The organism is Kribbella sp. NPDC020701 (assembly GCF_055562215.1).
On the sequence record NZ_JBVHFT010000015.1, the window covers coordinates 12,342 to 27,666 of the forward strand.

The window sequence follows — 15,325 nt, forward strand, 5'->3', positions numbered from 1 at the left end:
TTTTTCGATGCACCGCTCGCATCTCAAACGCTTGCTGACCGTGCTGGTCGCAGTACTGGCCGTGGTGCTGGCCGCGGCCAGTCCTGCGGCGGCGTCACACCCGGACAAACCCAAACCGACGATCGTGCTGGTGCACGGCGCCTGGGCGGACGGATCCAGCTGGGCCAAGGTCACCAGTCGCCTCCTGGACGACGGCTACACCGTCCGCGTGCCACCGAACCCGCTGCGCCTGCTCAGCAGCGACGCCGCAACCATCAGGGACTTCCTGTCCACCTTGTCCGGCCCGATCGTCCTGGTCGGCCACTCGTACGGCGGTGCCGTCATCACCAACGCGGCGACCGGCAACCCGAACGTCAAGGCGCTGGTGTACGTCGACGCCTTCGCCCCCGCGGCGGGAGAACCGATCTTCCCGCTGGCCGGCGCGGACTCCGCCCTGGCCGTCCCGCCCGAGAACGTCTTCGACTTCGTCCCCTACCCCGGCGCGCCCGCCGGTGACGTGGACCTCTACCTCAAGCGCGACACCTTCCTGACGTCGTTCGCGTCCGGTGTCCCCCGCCGCGAGGCCGAGAACCTCTACCCGTCCCAGCGCCCCCTGACGCTCAGCGCCGGTTTCGAGCCGTCCGGTACGCCGGCGTACGACACGATCCCGTCCTGGTACGTCCTCGGCACCCGTGACCTGATCATCACCCCGGAGGCCCAGCTCTTCATGGCGACCCGGGCCAACTCCGAGATCACCCGAATCAAGGCCGGCCACCTCGGCCTGATCTCCAACCCGGCCCCCATCACCAAGGTCATAGAACAAGCCGCCCGAGCCACCCGGTGACTCCAGGAGGGCGCCGCTCGGCAGCGGCGCCCTCTCGTCGCCGAGTGGGCCGCGAGGTAGCGTCGTGGGGTGCGTGCGATCGAGTACTCGATGACCGGTGATCCCAGTGTTCTGAAGCTCGTCGACAGGGCGATGCCTGAGCCCGGGCCGGGCCAGGTGCGGGTGCGCATCCACCGGTCCGGGGTCAACCCGACCGACTGGAAGTCGCGCCAGGGCAGTGAAGCCGGTACGCCGGTCGACCCGCCGCAGGTGCCGAATCAGGACGGCTCCGGTGCCGTGGACGCCGTCGGTGAAGGTGTCGACGTGGGGCTCGAGGGTCGCCGCGTCTGGATCTGGGAGGCGGCCCATCTGCGTCCCTCCGGAGGTACGGCGCAGGAGTACGCCGTGGTCCCGGTGCGGCATGTGGTGCCGCTGCCGGACGAAGCGTCGTACGACCTCGGTGCCAGTCTCGGTGTGCCGTTCTTGACGGCCCACCGCTGTCTGACGGTGACCGAGGACGGGCCTGAACATCTCGGGCCGGGGAGGCTGGCCGGTCGTACCGTCCTGGTGGCCGGCGGCGCGGGCGCGGTCGGCAACGCCGCGATCCAGCTGGCGCGGTGGTCGGACGCCACCGTGATCACGACGGTGAGCAGCCCGGAGAAGGGCAACCTGGCCGCGCTGGCGGGCGCCGACCACGTCATCAACTACAAACAGCAGAACGTCGTCGAGGAGGTACGCGCGATCGCGCCGCACGGCGTGAACACGATCGTCGAGGTGTCTCCCGCGGCGAACGCGGCCATCGACGCCGAGGTGGTCGCGTTGCATGGATCCGTCGCGGTCTACGCCACCGACGGAGGCAACACCATGGAGTTGCCGGTACGGCCGTCGATGGTGCCGAACGTGCGGTGGCAATTCGTTCTGCTCTACACCGCCCCGGACTCCTGGCGCCCACGTGCCCTGGGCGATCTCACCGCCGCGGTCCAGGCCGGCGCCGTACGCGTCGGGCCTGAGGCTGGGCTCCCGCTGCACCACTACACCCTCGAGCAGGCCGCCGATGCCCACGCAGCCGTGCAGCAAAGCATCGTCGGCAAGGTCCTCATCGACCTGAGGGACTGACCGGGGGACGTGCCCCCGGTCAGCTCTCGCCAGAGTTAGTTGGGGATGCTGCTGAGGTTGAAGGCGAAGCGGGCGGTGGAGTCGGCGATGGCGTCGGAGTTGACGTCCAGCGCGGTGGAGTTGACGTTGGCGATGGTGTCGCAGGCCTGGTGGTAGCAGACGTCGTACGCGACGCCCGCCGTGCCGCCGAAGAGCGCGGCTTCCGCGGCAGTCTTGATGCCCTCGGCGCCGGTGAAGATGCCGCCGGCGGGGATGCCGGCCGCGATGAACGGGCCGTAGTCGGAGCGGCCGTCGAAGTCGGTGCCGACGTGACCGAGGCCGCGGCTGTCGAAGAACGACGTCAGCTGGTTCTCGATCTGGGCCGAGCCGGGCGGTCCGGCCGGTGCACCGGTCGCGTCGGAGTCGTCGCCGTCGTACACCTTGTAGGCGTAGTTCGGTGACGCGACCATGTCGAAGTTGAGGTAGAGCCGGATCCGGTCGCGCTCCACGGCGGACAGGCCCTCGACGTACTGGTCGGAGCCCAGCAGCCCGATCTCCTCGGCCGCCCAGAACCCGAACCGGACCTTGTTCTTCACCGGGAAGTTCCCGATCTGCAGCGCGGTCTCGAGGATCGCGGCGGTACCCGAGCCGTTGTCGTTGATCCCCGGTCCCGCCGGGACGCTGTCGAGGTGTGCTCCGACCATGACGACGTTGTTCGGGTCGCCCTTCTTGGTCTCGGCGATCACGTTGGTGTCGGTGCCGAGGGTCAAGGTGGAATCGACCTTCAGCCGGACCGTGGTCGCGGGGCCGGCGGCGAGCTCGTTACCGATGGCGAAACTGGCGAACACCATCGGGATCCCGGCTCGCCATTCGCCGATGTCCAGCGGGAACGCGTCGGTCCGGCCCGGCTGGCCTTCGTTGAAGATGATGATGCCGGACGCGCCCGCCAAGCCCGCGTTGCGTACCTTGGTCGCGAACGGGCACGTCCCGCGCTGGATGAGCGCGATCCGGCCGGTCACGAAACCGGCGAAGTCGGATGTCTCGCACCCGCTGGTCGATGACGGAGCCGGTGTCGGCGGCAGGGTCAGGTCGACAGCTTGGACCTGCGCCGTCACGTCACCGGGCGGCGACGGCTGGAACGTGAAGAACTCCTGGTTCGGCACGTACGTCTTGTTGACCGGGGCCGTCTGCTGCAGCACCGGTGGACTGTTCTCCACCCAGGCCTCGACGAAGTTGATCGGGTCGAGCGTGACCTTGTACCCGGCGGCCTTCAACTGAAGCGCGACATAGGCAGCCGACAGGTCGTAACCCTTCGTCCCGGCGGCGCGGGTGTTGCCGTTGGCACTGGCGATCGCCTGCAAGGCGACCAGGTGTTTCTCGACGTTCTTGCCGTCCACCTTCTTGACGAGCAGTTCGGCGTACTGCTCGTCCTTCGGAACGGCACTGGCCGGTGCCTGCTGTACTGCCACCACGGCGACGGCCAGAGTGAGAGTGACGGCGCCGGCGGCGCCACGACGACGGAAAACGCGCATGGTTCCCCCACAAAGCGAATTGACGAGTCCCCCAGGTCGCACGCTGCCGGCAATCTAACCGGGCGAATGACGCCCGGCCAGACCTCAGCCTTTCTGAAAGAGAAATGTTTGCATTGGTTTCTGATCGAATTCAGGCGACGCGTAACCGTTGGTTAAGTGCGGCGGCGCAGCGGCAGGCGGGATCGTCGGTGCAGAGCAGGGCCGCCGGGTCGTCCAGGATCAGGCGCGTGGTGACCGCGAGTACGGCGTCCTTCGGGATGCGACGTACTCGCGCGCGTCCGATCCGGACCTCCTTCGTCGCCGAGCGCAGTTCGGGCTCGATGGCGTCGAAGCGGTGACTGTCACCGGGGATGTTGGGGAGCTCCGTGCACACGCCCTCGGCGGTCTTCGCGTAGCGGTAGAAGCGCGAGCGGCCGAGGAGTTGCTCGGCCAGGTGCATCGTCGTGTTGGTCGTGTGGTCGACGCCGATCAGCAGTACGTCGCCGTCGAGCGCCTCGATCGGGCCGAGCGGCCAGTCCAGGCGTTGCGCGGCGAGCAGCCGCTCGGCGTCCGGCCCGGCCGCGAGATAGGAGAAGAGCGGATGCGAGGTGCGCAACGGCGAGTGCGCCAGCCGGAACGTGTCGGGGATCCGCCCCAGCCAGCGATCGACCGGCAGATCCATCCGGAAGCTAGTTGCCTTGGACAACTTCTCGTCGAACTCCGGCCAGGTCTCAGCCATCGGGTAAGCATTGTCCGGTCGGACAAGACCGGGAGGTGCCGGGACGCCGGTGAGATCCCAGGTCCCGCCTGGCAGCAGCAGCGTCCCGCACACCGACGTCAGCGCGTGACACACCGCCTCTGCACCACCATCGACGTACCCGAACGAACTGAGCGACGAATGCACAATCACACTCGACGACCGATCCAGACCAAGCCTGTACAACCCGTCCACAATGTCGTGTCCCGTGACCGCGCGCATCCCGAAAATATCTCACCCCGACCAGTGAATTCGCCTACCATTTTCCACCCGAGATACCCGCATCGCACGAATTGCCGTCGGCCGGGCGTCCCGGGTGCCAGGGGAGCAAAATCAGTTGCAGGGTAGGAGAAGGTGGGGGGATGGGGTACTCCGACGCCGATGCGGCCGAGCTTTACGACCTGCTCAACCGGTGGGGCGAGAGCGACGACTTCTACCTGTCCTTGGTGATGGGCGCGGGCAGTGTGCTCGACGTGGGCTGCGGGACGGGATCGCTCCTCGCGAAAGCTCGGCAGGATGGACACACCGGACGGCTCGCGGGGATCGATCCGGATGTGGCGATGCTGGATCGGGCGCGGCAACGGGTGCCAGACGCCGAGTGGGTCGAGGGCAAGGCCGCGGACATCGCGTGGGTGAATGAGTTCGACGTCGCGGTGATGGCGAGCAACGCGTTCCAGTTCCTCGTGGCGGACCTGGAGGAATCACTCGTCAAGATCCGTACGGCGCTCGTCGACGGCGGACGGTTCGTGTTCGGCACCCGCAACCCGGAAGTCCGCGAGTGGGAGAGCTGGAACCCGTCCAACCCGTACGACGTCGTCGACCACGCCGGCCGCGAACTCCGGATGATCTATCACGTCGAGCAGGTCGAGGGCGACGCCGTCACCTTCACCGAAACGACCGCCCTCCGGGACAACACCCCGCTCCGCACCGACCGCGCCACCCTCAACTTCCTCGGGGTCGACACCCTGAACGCCGTACTCATCAAGACCGGCTTCGATGTCGAGGCGCAGTACGGCGACTGGTCCCGAGGCCCCCTCACTCCCACCAGCGAGAACATCGTCACCGTGGCCTATCGGGCCTGAAACACTCCCGATTCGCGATAGGCGGCGTACAACTCCAGCACCACCTTCGTCGGCGGATGGAGCTCAGCCGGCGGCCGCTCGAAGAACCCCAGATCCAGGACCTCTCCAGGATCCGCCACCAGGGAGCCGGTCCAAACGCGGGCCTCGAAGCACAACGCGAAGCACTGCAGCACGTCGCCGTTGGGATAGGTGAGCGTATGCAGATCCGCCTCCGACAGGCTGGCGAACGGAACCAGATCCTGGGCCTCCACCCGAAGCCCGGTCTCCTCGAAGAGTTCCCGGGCCGCCGCCGTACGGAAGCTGTCGCCCGGTTCGGCGGCACCGGCAGGCAGCTCCCATAATCCGGAGTCCCGGCTTCGCTGGAAGAGGATCCGATCGTCCGAGTCCACCACCAGCACCTGGGCGCCCGGCATCAGCAGCAGCCGCGGGCCCACCCGCTGGCGGAGCTCCCACAGGTATGAGCCTTCAAATGTCATCGATGAGAGGGTAGGCGGGTGGAGTGGGTGAAGCGGCGGGCCGGGTTGTTGCTGGGGTCAGGCCTGGTTCTGGGATTGGGATGGACGGCAGCGGTGACCCTGTCCATGCCGGACTCGTACGACCCGAGTGAGGCCTGCACGCGGAAGGTCGGCGGATACGACAACACCGGCGGCGCCGAGGTCCACACCGGATGGTTCCCGCCGTCGGCGAGCTGCGACTTCGGGAATGGTCCCGTCCAATACATGTCCACGACCCGATCCGTGGTGCTGTCGATCGTCGGCGTACTGATCCTGATCGTGCTCGTGACCGGGCTAGTGCAAACAGTCAAGAGGTTCTCCGGCGAACCCGGCGTCACCACAACAGCAGACGGCGTGAATCTGCGCCGCCGAATGATCAACCAACTGACCTTCGGTGCGCTCGATGTCGGCGTGGTCGTCGCCGTACTCACGTTCTTCAACGCCGCAGCGATCATCTTCGGCGGACTCCCCGGCGGGATCCTCTTCGCGATCGCGTCGATCGCCGGCCTGAGCGCACTCGGCGTTGTCCTGGACCAGCACATGGGTCCACTTCCCAGTACGACGCTCGACAGCAGGCGACGTGGTGCGGTCGCCGGAGTCACCGTGTTCGGCGTGATTTTCGCGGCGACCGCGCTCACCGGCCAATTGCCGTTCTTCCGGCTGTGGTCCGTCCCGGTGGGCGCGATCGCCTATGCGGCGGTCGTCGCCGTGCAGTGGTCGCGTCAGCCGGCTAGCAAGGCCAGCCCGGCTCAATATTCTGATTGAGGTGGAAGACGTTCTCGGGGTCGTACTCGCACTTGACCCGCGACAGCCGCTGGTAGTTCTGCTCACCGAACCCGGCGATCACCCGGTTCTGCCCCTCGTTGCCGATGAAGTTCAGGTACACGAACCCGGTCGCCCACTCCTCGAGGTCCATGCACACATCCCGCGACCACTGCCGCCCACGCGCGTCGTCCGCCGGATCGGACCACAGCCCGAACGGATGGATCACCCATGCCGCCTGCCGGTGCGGGAGCGGCCACGTGTCAGCTCCACGCAGGACCGCACCACCCCACGGCACCGCGATCTGCTGCGACGGTGACGGCGTGATCATGTCCTTCGACCGGTCACTGAACGCCTGGATCGCCGGATCGGGGAACGACGACAGGTGCTCCGCCGACCAGTAGTTGCGGAACCCCGGCGGATCATCGAGCGCCGACTGGATGTCGGCGTACGGCATCTCGGCGACCAGCTCGGCCTCCGGGGCCAGCGCGAACAGCGGCGCGAACACCTCGCGCAAGTCCGCCTCGCTCCCGGCAAGGATCGCGGCCGCACCAATGATCAGCTGCCCCTGCAGGTGCGCGGGCACGAACTCCTCCGGCGGCCCGGTCAGGTAGATCACGCCACCCCCGAGATCCTCCGGGGCGCCCGCCTCGATCAGATCCCGGTACGCGCGGAGTACGTCGGGACCCATCGCCGCCGGCCACATCAGCAACGCCAACGTTGTCGTCGGCAACTGCTGGAGGTGGAAGGTCAGTGAGGTCGCGACACCGAAGTTCCCGCCACCACCGTGCAGGGCCCAGAACAACTCGGTGTTCTTCGTCTCGTCCGCGATCAGCAACCGCCCGTCCGCGGTGACGAGCTCGACCGAGATGAGCGAGTCACAGGCGAGCCCGAACTTCCGCTCCAGCCAGCCCGATCCACCACCGAGCGTCAGACCGGCAACCCCCGTTGTAGATGCCCGTCCGCCGGTCGTCGCCAGCAGGTCCTTCTGGCAGGCCCGGTCGAAATCACCCCAGGTCGCACCGCCGCCGACCCGCGCGATCTTGGCGAACGGGTCGACCTGGACGCTGTTCATTCGGCGCAGATCCACGACCAGACCACCCTCGGTCACCGCCGTCCCGGCCACCCCGTGACCGCCGCCCCGGACCGCGATCTCGAGTCCCTGGGCCACGCCGTGCCGCACGGCCGCCTGGACGTCGGCCGCGGACTCGCACTGCGCGATCATCGCCGGCCGCTTGTCGATCATCCCGTTGAAAACCGTCCGGGCGTCGTCGTACCCCTCGTCCCCGTTCCGCAGCAGCACGCCCCCGAAACCCTGCGGTCTCGACCACTCGATTGTCTCGGCCATGGTGGATCTCCCCCTTGCTCACTCCCCCAGGTGATCCACCGATGGTCCACTGCCGGCCCCACCCGGTCAACGCCTCGCCCCTTTACCCCCCGATGCCCCAATCCCCCGCCCTACCAACGGTTCCCACCCGGTCACCCCCGGCATCCTTGAGCACGGTTCAACCATGATTTGCGGCGGGATCTGGTTGACCCGTGCCCAAGGTGGATCGGGTCGCGGGGTGGGATCGCGGATCGTTGCTCGGTAGGGTCGGAGCGTGACCAGTACGGCGGTGATCGGTGGGGCGGGACAGGTACTGACCGAGGACCAGGTGATCGGCTTCGTCGCCGACTCCCTGGCCGGCGCGGGGCTCGAGGGACGCAGCGTGTGCGTGATCGTCCCGGACGCCACCCGCAGCTGCCCGCTGCCCCTGCTGCTGAAGGCAGTCCACACCGCGCTCGACGGCCGGGTCTCCCGCCTCACCATCCTGGTTGCCCTAGGCACCCATGCCGAGATGACCGCCGAGCAGCTCAGCGCCCACCTGGGTGGCGACTACCCGAACGTGATCAACCACGAGTGGTGGAAGCCGGACACCTTCGCCGACCTCGGCACGATCAGCCCGGACCGGGTCGGCGAGATCTCCGACGAGATGCTCCGCGACGAGGTCCCGGTCCGGCTCAACCGCGCCGTGGTCGAGCACGACGTCGCGCTCGTCGTCGGCCCGGTGTTCCCGCACGAGGTGGTCGGCTTCTCCGGCGGCAACAAGTACTTCTTCCCCGGTGTCGCCGGCCAGGAGGTCATCGACCTGAGCCACTGGCTCGGCGCCCTGATCACCAGCGCGAACATCATCGGTACGCCGGGCACCACACCTGTGCGGGCGTTGATCGACGAGGCAGCGGCGATGATCCCGGCCGAGAAGCTCGCGCTGTCGGTTGTCGCGCAGTCCGGCACCGACGCCCTGCACGCGATCGCGTTCGGCGACACGATCTCGTCGTGGGAGGCCGCCGCCGGGATCTCCGCCCAGACCCACGTCCGGTACGTCGACCACCCGGTCCAGCGCGTGGTCTCGGTGATGCCGCCAAGGTACGCCGACATCTGGACCGCGGCCAAGGGGTTCTACAAGGTCGAGCCGATCGTCGCGGACGGCGGCGAGGTGATCCTCTACGCGCCGCACGTCACCCAACTGGCCGCGATGCACCCGGAGATCGAGGAGATCGGCTACCACTGCCGCGACTACTTCATCGGCCAGTGGGAGCGGTTCCGCGACCTGCACTGGGGCGTCCTCGCGCACTCGACCCATCTCCGCGGCGCCGGCACCTGGGATCCCGCGACCGGCGAGCACCTCCGCGTCCAGGTCACGCTCGCGACCGGCATCCCGGAGGACGTCGTACGCGCGGCCAACCTCGGCTACCTGGATCCGGCCGACGTCGACCTGGAGCAGTACGAGAAAGACCCCGACACCCTGGTGGTGCCGAACGCCGGCGAGATCCTGCACCGCCTGAAGCACTAGCCTCACAGAGTGACCCGCCGGTAACCTCGGCAGACATGAGTGAGGTCGTGATCATCGGGTCCGGGTTCGCCGGGTTGTGCATGGGGATCAAGCTGCGGCAGGCCGGCTGTGAGGACTTCGTCATCCTGGAGAAGGCGGACGACCTCGGCGGCACCTGGCGGGACAACACCTATCCAGGCTGCGCGTGCGACATCCCGTCGTACCTCTACTCGTTCTCGTTCGAGCAGAACCCGCACTGGCAGCGGATGTTCGCGCCGTGGGACGAGATCCTCGCCTACCTGCGGCACTGCGCGGACAAGTACGGGATCGCGGACAAGATCCGGTACGGCGCCGAGGTCACCGAGGCGGTGTTCGACGAGGCGACCGGTCAGTGGACCGTGACCGTGAACGACACCGAGACGATCGAGACCCAGGCCCTGGTCGCCGGAGTCGGCAGCTTGCACCAACCCAAGCTCCCGGACCTCCCGGGCCTGGACTCCTTCGCCGGTACGACGTTCCACTCCGCTCAGTGGGATCACTCCCAGGACCTGCGCGGGCGGAACGTCGCGGTGATCGGGACCGGGGCGTCGGCGATCCAGTTCGTCCCGGCGATCGCCCCGGAGGTCGCGCAGCTCGATGTGTACCAGCGGACGCCACCGTGGATCACGCCGAAGCCGGACCGCTCGATCGGACACTGGGAGCGCCGGCTGCACGAGCGGTTCCCGGCGGGTCAGCGGGCGATCCGCAACGTCATCTACTGGGGGCTCGAGGGCCGCGGCGCCGGCTTCGCGGGCAATCCGAAGCTGATGAAAGGCCTCGAGGTCCAGGCGAAACACCACCTCCGCAAGCAGGTCACCGATCCCGAACTGCGCGCCAAGCTGACCCCGGACTACCAGATCGGCTGCAAGCGGATCCTGCTCTCGAACGACTACTATCCCGCGCTAGCCCGGCCGAACGTGGACATCGTGACCACCCCGATCGCGCGGGTCACGCCGACCGGTGTGGTCACCACGGACGGGACCGAGCGGGCGTGCGACACGCTCGTACTGGGCACCGGGTTCGAGGTGTCGGCCAACCTGACCCGGATGCCGATCCTGGGCAAGGACGGCGTGGATCTGGCCGACCACTGGAAGCGCAACGGCATCGGCGCCCACCTCGGCATCACGGTCGCCGGCTACCCGAACCTGTTCCTGCTGGTCGGCCCGAACACGGTCCTCGGCCACTCGTCGATGGTGTTCATGATCGAGGCCCAGGTCCGCTACGTGATGCAGGCGTTGCACATGCTGCGGCGGCGCGGAGCGTCGTACGTCGAGGTCCGCGCGGACGCCCAGGAGCGGTTCGTGGACGGGATCCAGGGTGAGCTCGGAGACACGGTCTGGCAGTCGGGCTGCAGCAGCTGGTACATGGATGCGTCCGGGCGCAACTCGACGATCTGGCCGGAGTGGACGCTCTCGTACTGGCGCCGTACGCGACGACTGGATCCGTCGGACTTCGTGCTGGTCCATTAGGGACAGCGTCCCTTAGGGGATGGCCCGCACTCCCGAAGTAGGAGTGCGGGGATGGCGGCGTACGACCTTGGGATGAAGGTAAGACCGGTCCTCGGGCCGATGTCCACAGGCCCGCGCTGAAGGATTCTTGAGGTATGGAAATCCTTCAGATCGCTGGAGCGGCAGCCATCGTGATCGGCATCGTGGTCATGGTCCTGCTCGCCATCGTGCCCTCGGTCGTCGACCGATAAGTCTTCCCCACAGGGGAAGTCAGCCGGCGGACAGATGGACCAACAGGTCCTGCCGGGTCAGAACGCCCACCGGCTTGCCGTCGTCCAGCACCATCAGGGCGTCGCGACCCTCGAGCAGCTCGACCGCCTTGGTGACCGGTTCGCCGGCGCCCAGGGACGGCAGTGCCGGGTCCATGTGCTGCTCGACCATGTCGGCCAGCCGCGCCTTGCCGGTGTACAGGGCGTCCATCAACGTCCGCTCCGACACCGCGCCGGCCACCTCGGCCGCCATCACCGGCGGCTCGGCCCGGACGACCGGCATCTGGGAGACGCCGTACTCGCGCAGGATCGCGACCGCCTCGGCGACCGTTTCGTGCGGGTGGGTGTGCACCAGCGGCGGCAGGCTGCCGTCCTTGCCGGCCAGGATGTCACCGAGCGTCGCGCCCTGCCGGGCGTGCGCGAGGAAGCCGTACTGCGCCAGCCAGTCGTCGTTGAAGACCTTGGTCAGGTAGCCGCGGCCGCCGTCCGGCAGCAGTACGACGATGACGGCTTCGGGGTCATCGAGCTCGTGCGCCAACCGGATCGCGGCCGCCGCGGCCATGCCCGCGGAACCGCCGACCAGCATGGCCTCCTCGCGCGCCAGCCGCCGGGTCAGCGCGAACGAGTCCGCGTCCGAGACCTCGATGACGCGGTCGCAGATGTCCTTGTCGTAGGTCTCCGGCCAGAAGTCCTCACCGACGCCCTCGACCAGGTACGGCCGGCCGGTGCCGCCGGAGTACACCGAGCCCTCGGGGTCGGCGCCGATGATCTGCACCTTCCCGCCGGAGACCTCTTTGAGGTACTTGCCGGTGCCGCTGATCGTGCCGCCCGTACCGACGCCCGCGACGAAGTGGGTGATCTTGCCCTCGGTCTGCTCCCACAGCTCCGGACCGGTGGTCTCGTAGTGGGAGCGGGGGTTGTTCTGGTTGGCGTACTGGTTCGGCTTCCAGGCGCCCTCGATCTCACGGACCAGGCGGTCGGAGACGTTGTAGTACGAGTCGGGGTGCTCGGGGGCCACCGCGGTCGGGCAGACCACGACCTCGGCGCCGTACGCCTTGAGCACGTTGCGCTTGTCCTCACTGACCTTGTCCGGGCATACGAAGACGCACTTGTAGCCCTTCTGCTGGGCCACCATCGCCAGTCCGACGCCGGTGTTGCCGGACGTCGGCTCGACGATCGTGCCGCCGGGCTTGAGCTCGCCGGAGGCCTCCGCGGCCTCGATCATCCGGACCGCGATCCGGTCCTTCACCGAGCCGCCGGGGTTGAAGTACTCGACCTTGGCGAGCACGAGCGGCTTGGCACCGTCGGTCGTCCTGCCCAGCTTCACGAGCGGGGTGTTGCCGACCAGGTCCAGGAGAGAGTCTGCGTAGCGCACGTCTTTACTGTAGTGCTCGGTTCTCTGGAACTTCAGGCGCGTCCTATCCCTATTTCACTTGCGTTGTCGTCACAGCGTGTAATCCTTGACTCATGAGTAGAGCCAGGGCCGCGAAGCGACTGGCCCAGGCCGCAGCTTTTGGGGGCGGGGGACTCGGCCTCATCGGTGCCACGTTGTACGGCGTGCTCACCGCTGAGGCGGAGTATGCGAAGCGCGTGATCGGACCGACGCGCTACTACCCGACTCCGGGCGACGGCCTGTACGGCCGCTATCCAGGACATCCGATCACGTTCGCCATGCTCGGCGACTCCAGTGCCGCCGGGTACGGCACCGAGTCGCCGGACGAGACACCCGGGGTTCTGCTCGCCTCCGGGCTGGCTGAGCTGGCCAGACGGCCGGTGCGGCTGGTCGATGTGGCGAAGACCGGTGCGAAGTCGACCGACCTCGCCGCGCAGGTGGACGCCGCGCTGCAGGCGGGGCCACATGTCGCGGTGATCCTGATCGGCGTCAACGACGTGAAGGCCAAGATGCCGCCCTCGACCTCGGTCCGGCTGCTGTCGGCCGCGGTCCGCAGGTTGCGGGCCGCGCACTGTGAGGTGGTGGTGGGGACCTGCCCGGACCTCGGCGCGGTCCGGTCGATCATGCCGCCGCTGCGGCAGGTCGCCCGGTCCTGGAGCCAGCGGCTGGCCGCCGCTCAGACCATCGCAGTGGTCGAGGCAGGCGGCCGATCTGTGTCGCTCGGGTCGCTGCTCGGCAAGGTGTTCCGGACCGACCCGACGATGTGGGGCCGGGACAACTTCCACCCATCAGCCACCGGGTACGCCGCGGCCTCCGCCGCACTGCTGCCCTCGGTAGCGGCCGCGATGGGGGTCGGACCGGAGTCGTTCGTGCACCCGGAGTCGTTCCGGGGCGAGGCGATCCTGCCGATCGCCGAGGCCGCCGTCCAGGCCGCCCGGACCGCCGGGACCGAGGTCGCGGCCACCGAGGTCGCCGGTCGCGAGCGCGGGCCACGCGGTCGCTGGGCCGCCCTCCGGCACCGCCGCCGGCACCCGGAGGTCGATGTCGAGCGGGTCGACGAGGAGAGCACCGAGACGGCCGACGCCGTCCCGGTCGGCAACTGACAACGTCACCTTCGCGGCGTTCCGCCGTACGGCGACGGCTCTGGTCGGGTCGCGACGTTTTCGTGCGTCCGCTGAGCGGGGACATTCATGACGAAAGTCTTGCTTGTGGGCATCTTTGTGGTGCACAGTCGATAACTACGCATTACCCCGATGACGGGAGGCGAAGATGGGCTTGAGCCACTCCGAGGAGACGCATCAGCGTCTGGTGGAGAGGGTGCCCAGGTGCACCGGACGTGAGATGACCGAGTGGTTCCAGCTGATGAACGACGGACCGTCGTTCCTGCGCTTCGACGACAGAGTGAGATGGCTTTCCAGCGAGTACGCCCTCGCGCACGGGCACGCAACCGCCATCGTTCACGAGTACGACCTGGTCAGAGCGCACCGGCGAATGGGCTGATCCCGAACAGGAGCGAACTTACAGAAGACCTGCCCTTTCAGGTGGAGGGGCAGGTCTTCATGTTTCCTGGGTGATGAGCCTGATCTCGAGGCCCTCCGGGTCGGTGAGCAGACACTGCTGCGGGGTCTCGGTCACGAGTCGTCCACCACCTGCGAGCGCGGTGTCGATGCGGGCCTTCAGTTGGTCGTGCGGTACGTCGAGGTCGACGTGGATCCGGTTGCGCTGCTTGCGGCGGTCCTCGTCCGAGGCGTCCATCTCCTGGAACATGATGACCGGGTTGAGCCGGCGCGGGTCGTAGATGTCGGTCAGGTCGGTGCGCGGGTCGGGCCGGTAGCCGAGCAACGCTTTCCAGAACGCTCGTACCGTGGGGACATCGACAGCGTCGATGCCGAGCTGCACGAACCTCAGCCGCGTGGGGTCCGCCGTCAGGCCAAGGTTGTGGGCTCCTGCCTGGATCCGACCGGCGAGCTCCACGAATTCCGGCCGGGCCACGCCGTCGACCTCCCACTGGTCCTTCGCGCCGTCGATCGTGACGCCGTCCGGTCGCAGATCCACCAGGACGGGCTCGTCCGCGTCGTCGGCCAACCTGGCGACGGCTGCGGCGAGACTGCTCGCCTGTACGGGCGATGCCGTCGGGTAGAAGGTCATCGCCCCGAACTGCGTCCGCCAGTCCGCCGCATCCGGCAGCCCATCCCCCGGGACCAGATCGATCTCATTTCCTTCTGCATCGGCGAGCGTGAGGCCGTAGGCGCCGTACGCCTCTTGGGAGAGGGTGGCCTTGACCTCGTCCACCGTTTCGGCGCCCCGGCACACATCAACATGGATCCGATTCCGCAATGGCCGTAGCTGATCCGTGGAGTGGAACGAGATCGCCGGATCCCGGTGCAACGGGTCTGCGAGCGCGTTGTCACCGATCGGCTCGTAGGCGAACGTCGTACGCCAGAAGGACATCACCTCGGGCTGGTCGACGACATCGATCGCCAGCCGCAGGATCTGCAGCGCGGCCGGATCCGCCACCAAACCCAGCTCCCGCGCCGCCGCCGAGACCGTGCGGGCCAGCTCGACGTCATTCTCGCCGAAACCCGCCGGCTCTGACGCGCCAATCCGGACGTGCACGCCACTGGCGCGCAGATCCACATCCGGCAGCCACTTCCCACCCGTCAGCTCCGCGACGCGTGTGATCAGCTCCGCCCCGGCGCCCAGCGACCCGGCCGTGAACCATGCACTCAGCCCAGCCCCGAGCACCCGCCAGTCCCCCACACCATCCGCCTGCTCGAACTCACTTTCCGCCAGTCGCGTCATGCCGTCAGCGTAGAACCACATCCGGACATTTCCCGTCCGGATTGTCCCAACATGCCGC

General features: G+C 68.0%; 14 protein-coding genes. 8 read left to right on the top strand and 6 right to left on the bottom strand.

Going from position 1 to position 15,325, the window contains the following annotated elements; genetic code table 11:
• Window positions 1–7 precede the first annotated feature (7 nt).
• Window positions 8–823 carry an alpha/beta fold hydrolase gene (locus ACZ3HV_RS30900; protein WP_465689331.1) on the top strand — a complete coding sequence of 272 codons (816 nt, stop codon included), beginning with the start codon at window positions 8–10 and terminating at the stop codon, window positions 821–823.
• 69 nt (window positions 824–892) lie between these two features.
• Window positions 893–1,918 carry an NADPH:quinone reductase gene (locus tag ACZ3HV_RS30905; protein WP_465689333.1) on the top strand — a complete coding sequence of 342 codons (1,026 nt, stop codon included), beginning with the start codon at window positions 893–895 and terminating at the stop codon, window positions 1,916–1,918.
• Window positions 1,919–1,953: 35 nt separating this feature from the next.
• On the opposite strand, the gene ACZ3HV_RS30910 is transcribed toward ACZ3HV_RS30905, so the two are convergent.
• The gene (locus ACZ3HV_RS30910) at window positions 1,954–3,429 is read right to left on the bottom strand and encodes a M28 family metallopeptidase (protein WP_465689335.1); all 1,476 of its coding nucleotides are present in this window, start codon (window positions 3,427–3,429) and stop codon (window positions 1,954–1,956) included.
• Between the two features lie 130 nt (window positions 3,430–3,559).
• A complete protein-coding gene (locus tag ACZ3HV_RS30915) occupies window positions 3,560–4,387 on the bottom strand; it encodes an AAC(3) family N-acetyltransferase (protein ID WP_465689337.1) in 828 nt (275 codons plus the stop codon).
• Between the two features lie 140 nt (window positions 4,388–4,527).
• Between ACZ3HV_RS30915 and ACZ3HV_RS30920 the strand changes: the two genes are divergently transcribed.
• On the top strand, window positions 4,528–5,247 hold the full coding sequence (locus tag ACZ3HV_RS30920) for a class I SAM-dependent methyltransferase (RefSeq protein WP_465689339.1): 720 nt from the start codon (window positions 4,528–4,530) through the stop codon (window positions 5,245–5,247).
• On the opposite strand, the gene ACZ3HV_RS30925 is transcribed toward ACZ3HV_RS30920, so the two are convergent.
• Window positions 5,235–5,723, bottom strand: a complete 489-nt coding sequence (locus tag ACZ3HV_RS30925) for an NUDIX domain-containing protein (RefSeq protein WP_465689341.1) — start codon at window positions 5,721–5,723, stop codon at window positions 5,235–5,237. The two genes, ACZ3HV_RS30920 and ACZ3HV_RS30925, sit on opposite strands and share 13 nt — an antisense overlap.
• 18 nt (window positions 5,724–5,741) lie before the next feature.
• On the opposite strand from ACZ3HV_RS30925, the gene ACZ3HV_RS30930 reads away from it, so the two are divergent.
• Window positions 5,742–6,506 carry a hypothetical protein gene (locus ACZ3HV_RS30930; protein ID WP_465689343.1) on the top strand — a complete coding sequence of 255 codons (765 nt, stop codon included), beginning with the start codon at window positions 5,742–5,744 and terminating at the stop codon, window positions 6,504–6,506.
• Here the strand turns inward: ACZ3HV_RS30930 and ACZ3HV_RS30935 are convergent.
• On the bottom strand, window positions 6,472–7,851 hold the full coding sequence (locus tag ACZ3HV_RS30935) for an FAD-binding oxidoreductase (RefSeq protein WP_465689345.1): 1,380 nt from the start codon (window positions 7,849–7,851) through the stop codon (window positions 6,472–6,474). The genes ACZ3HV_RS30930 and ACZ3HV_RS30935 overlap by 35 nt on opposite strands.
• Window positions 7,852–8,104: 253 nt before the next feature.
• On the opposite strand from ACZ3HV_RS30935, the gene ACZ3HV_RS30940 reads away from it, so the two are divergent.
• Together ACZ3HV_RS30940 and ACZ3HV_RS30945 are read left to right on the top strand one after the other, a co-directional pair.
• Window positions 8,105–9,337, top strand: a complete 1,233-nt coding sequence (locus ACZ3HV_RS30940; protein ID WP_465689347.1) for a lactate racemase domain-containing protein — start codon at window positions 8,105–8,107, stop codon at window positions 9,335–9,337.
• A gap of 35 nt (window positions 9,338–9,372) precedes the next feature.
• Entirely contained in the window at window positions 9,373–10,824 is a 1,452-nt protein-coding gene (locus tag ACZ3HV_RS30945) for a flavin-containing monooxygenase (RefSeq protein ID WP_465689349.1), read from the top strand.
• 249 nt (window positions 10,825–11,073) lie between these two features.
• On the opposite strand, the gene ACZ3HV_RS30950 is transcribed toward ACZ3HV_RS30945, so the two are convergent.
• Entirely contained in the window at window positions 11,074–12,447 is a 1,374-nt protein-coding gene (locus ACZ3HV_RS30950) for a cystathionine beta-synthase (protein ID WP_465689351.1), read from the bottom strand.
• Window positions 12,448–12,539: 92 nt separating this feature from the next.
• Between ACZ3HV_RS30950 and ACZ3HV_RS30955 the strand changes: the two genes are divergently transcribed.
• Window positions 12,540–13,568 (top strand): SGNH/GDSL hydrolase family protein, encoded by a 1,029-nt coding sequence (locus ACZ3HV_RS30955; protein WP_465689353.1) that lies wholly within the window; start codon window positions 12,540–12,542, stop codon window positions 13,566–13,568.
• A gap of 166 nt (window positions 13,569–13,734) precedes the next feature.
• Entirely contained in the window at window positions 13,735–13,965 is a 231-nt protein-coding gene (locus ACZ3HV_RS30960; RefSeq protein ID WP_360362475.1) for a DUF4287 domain-containing protein, read from the top strand.
• A 57-nt stretch (window positions 13,966–14,022) separates the two neighbouring features.
• Here the strand turns inward: ACZ3HV_RS30960 and ACZ3HV_RS30965 are convergent, their stop codons facing one another.
• A complete protein-coding gene (locus tag ACZ3HV_RS30965) occupies window positions 14,023–15,267 on the bottom strand; it encodes a VOC family protein (RefSeq protein WP_465689355.1) in 1,245 nt (414 codons plus the stop codon).
• Between the last annotated feature and the right edge of the window lie 58 nt (window positions 15,268–15,325).

Coding starts and splice junctions, on each gene's coding strand:
- ACZ3HV_RS30900 (WP_465689331.1), top strand. CDS start 8: ATGCACCGCTCGCATCTCAAACGCTTGCTGACCGTGCTGGTCGCAGTA.
- ACZ3HV_RS30910 (WP_465689335.1), bottom strand. CDS start 3,429: ATGCGCGTTTTCCGTCGTCGTGGCGCCGCCGGCGCCGTCACTCTCACT.
- ACZ3HV_RS30915 (WP_465689337.1), bottom strand. CDS start 4,387: ATGCGCGCGGTCACGGGACACGACATTGTGGACGGGTTGTACAGGCTT.
- ACZ3HV_RS30920 (WP_465689339.1), top strand. CDS start 4,528: ATGGGGTACTCCGACGCCGATGCGGCCGAGCTTTACGACCTGCTCAAC.
- ACZ3HV_RS30925 (WP_465689341.1), bottom strand. CDS start 5,723: ATGACATTTGAAGGCTCATACCTGTGGGAGCTCCGCCAGCGGGTGGGC.
- ACZ3HV_RS30935 (WP_465689345.1), bottom strand. CDS start 7,851: ATGGCCGAGACAATCGAGTGGTCGAGACCGCAGGGTTTCGGGGGCGTG.
- ACZ3HV_RS30945 (WP_465689349.1), top strand. CDS start 9,373: ATGAGTGAGGTCGTGATCATCGGGTCCGGGTTCGCCGGGTTGTGCATG.
- ACZ3HV_RS30955 (WP_465689353.1), top strand. CDS start 12,540: ATGAGTAGAGCCAGGGCCGCGAAGCGACTGGCCCAGGCCGCAGCTTTT.
- ACZ3HV_RS30960 (WP_360362475.1), top strand. CDS start 13,735: ATGGGCTTGAGCCACTCCGAGGAGACGCATCAGCGTCTGGTGGAGAGG.
- ACZ3HV_RS30965 (WP_465689355.1), bottom strand. CDS start 15,267: ATGACGCGACTGGCGGAAAGTGAGTTCGAGCAGGCGGATGGTGTGGGG.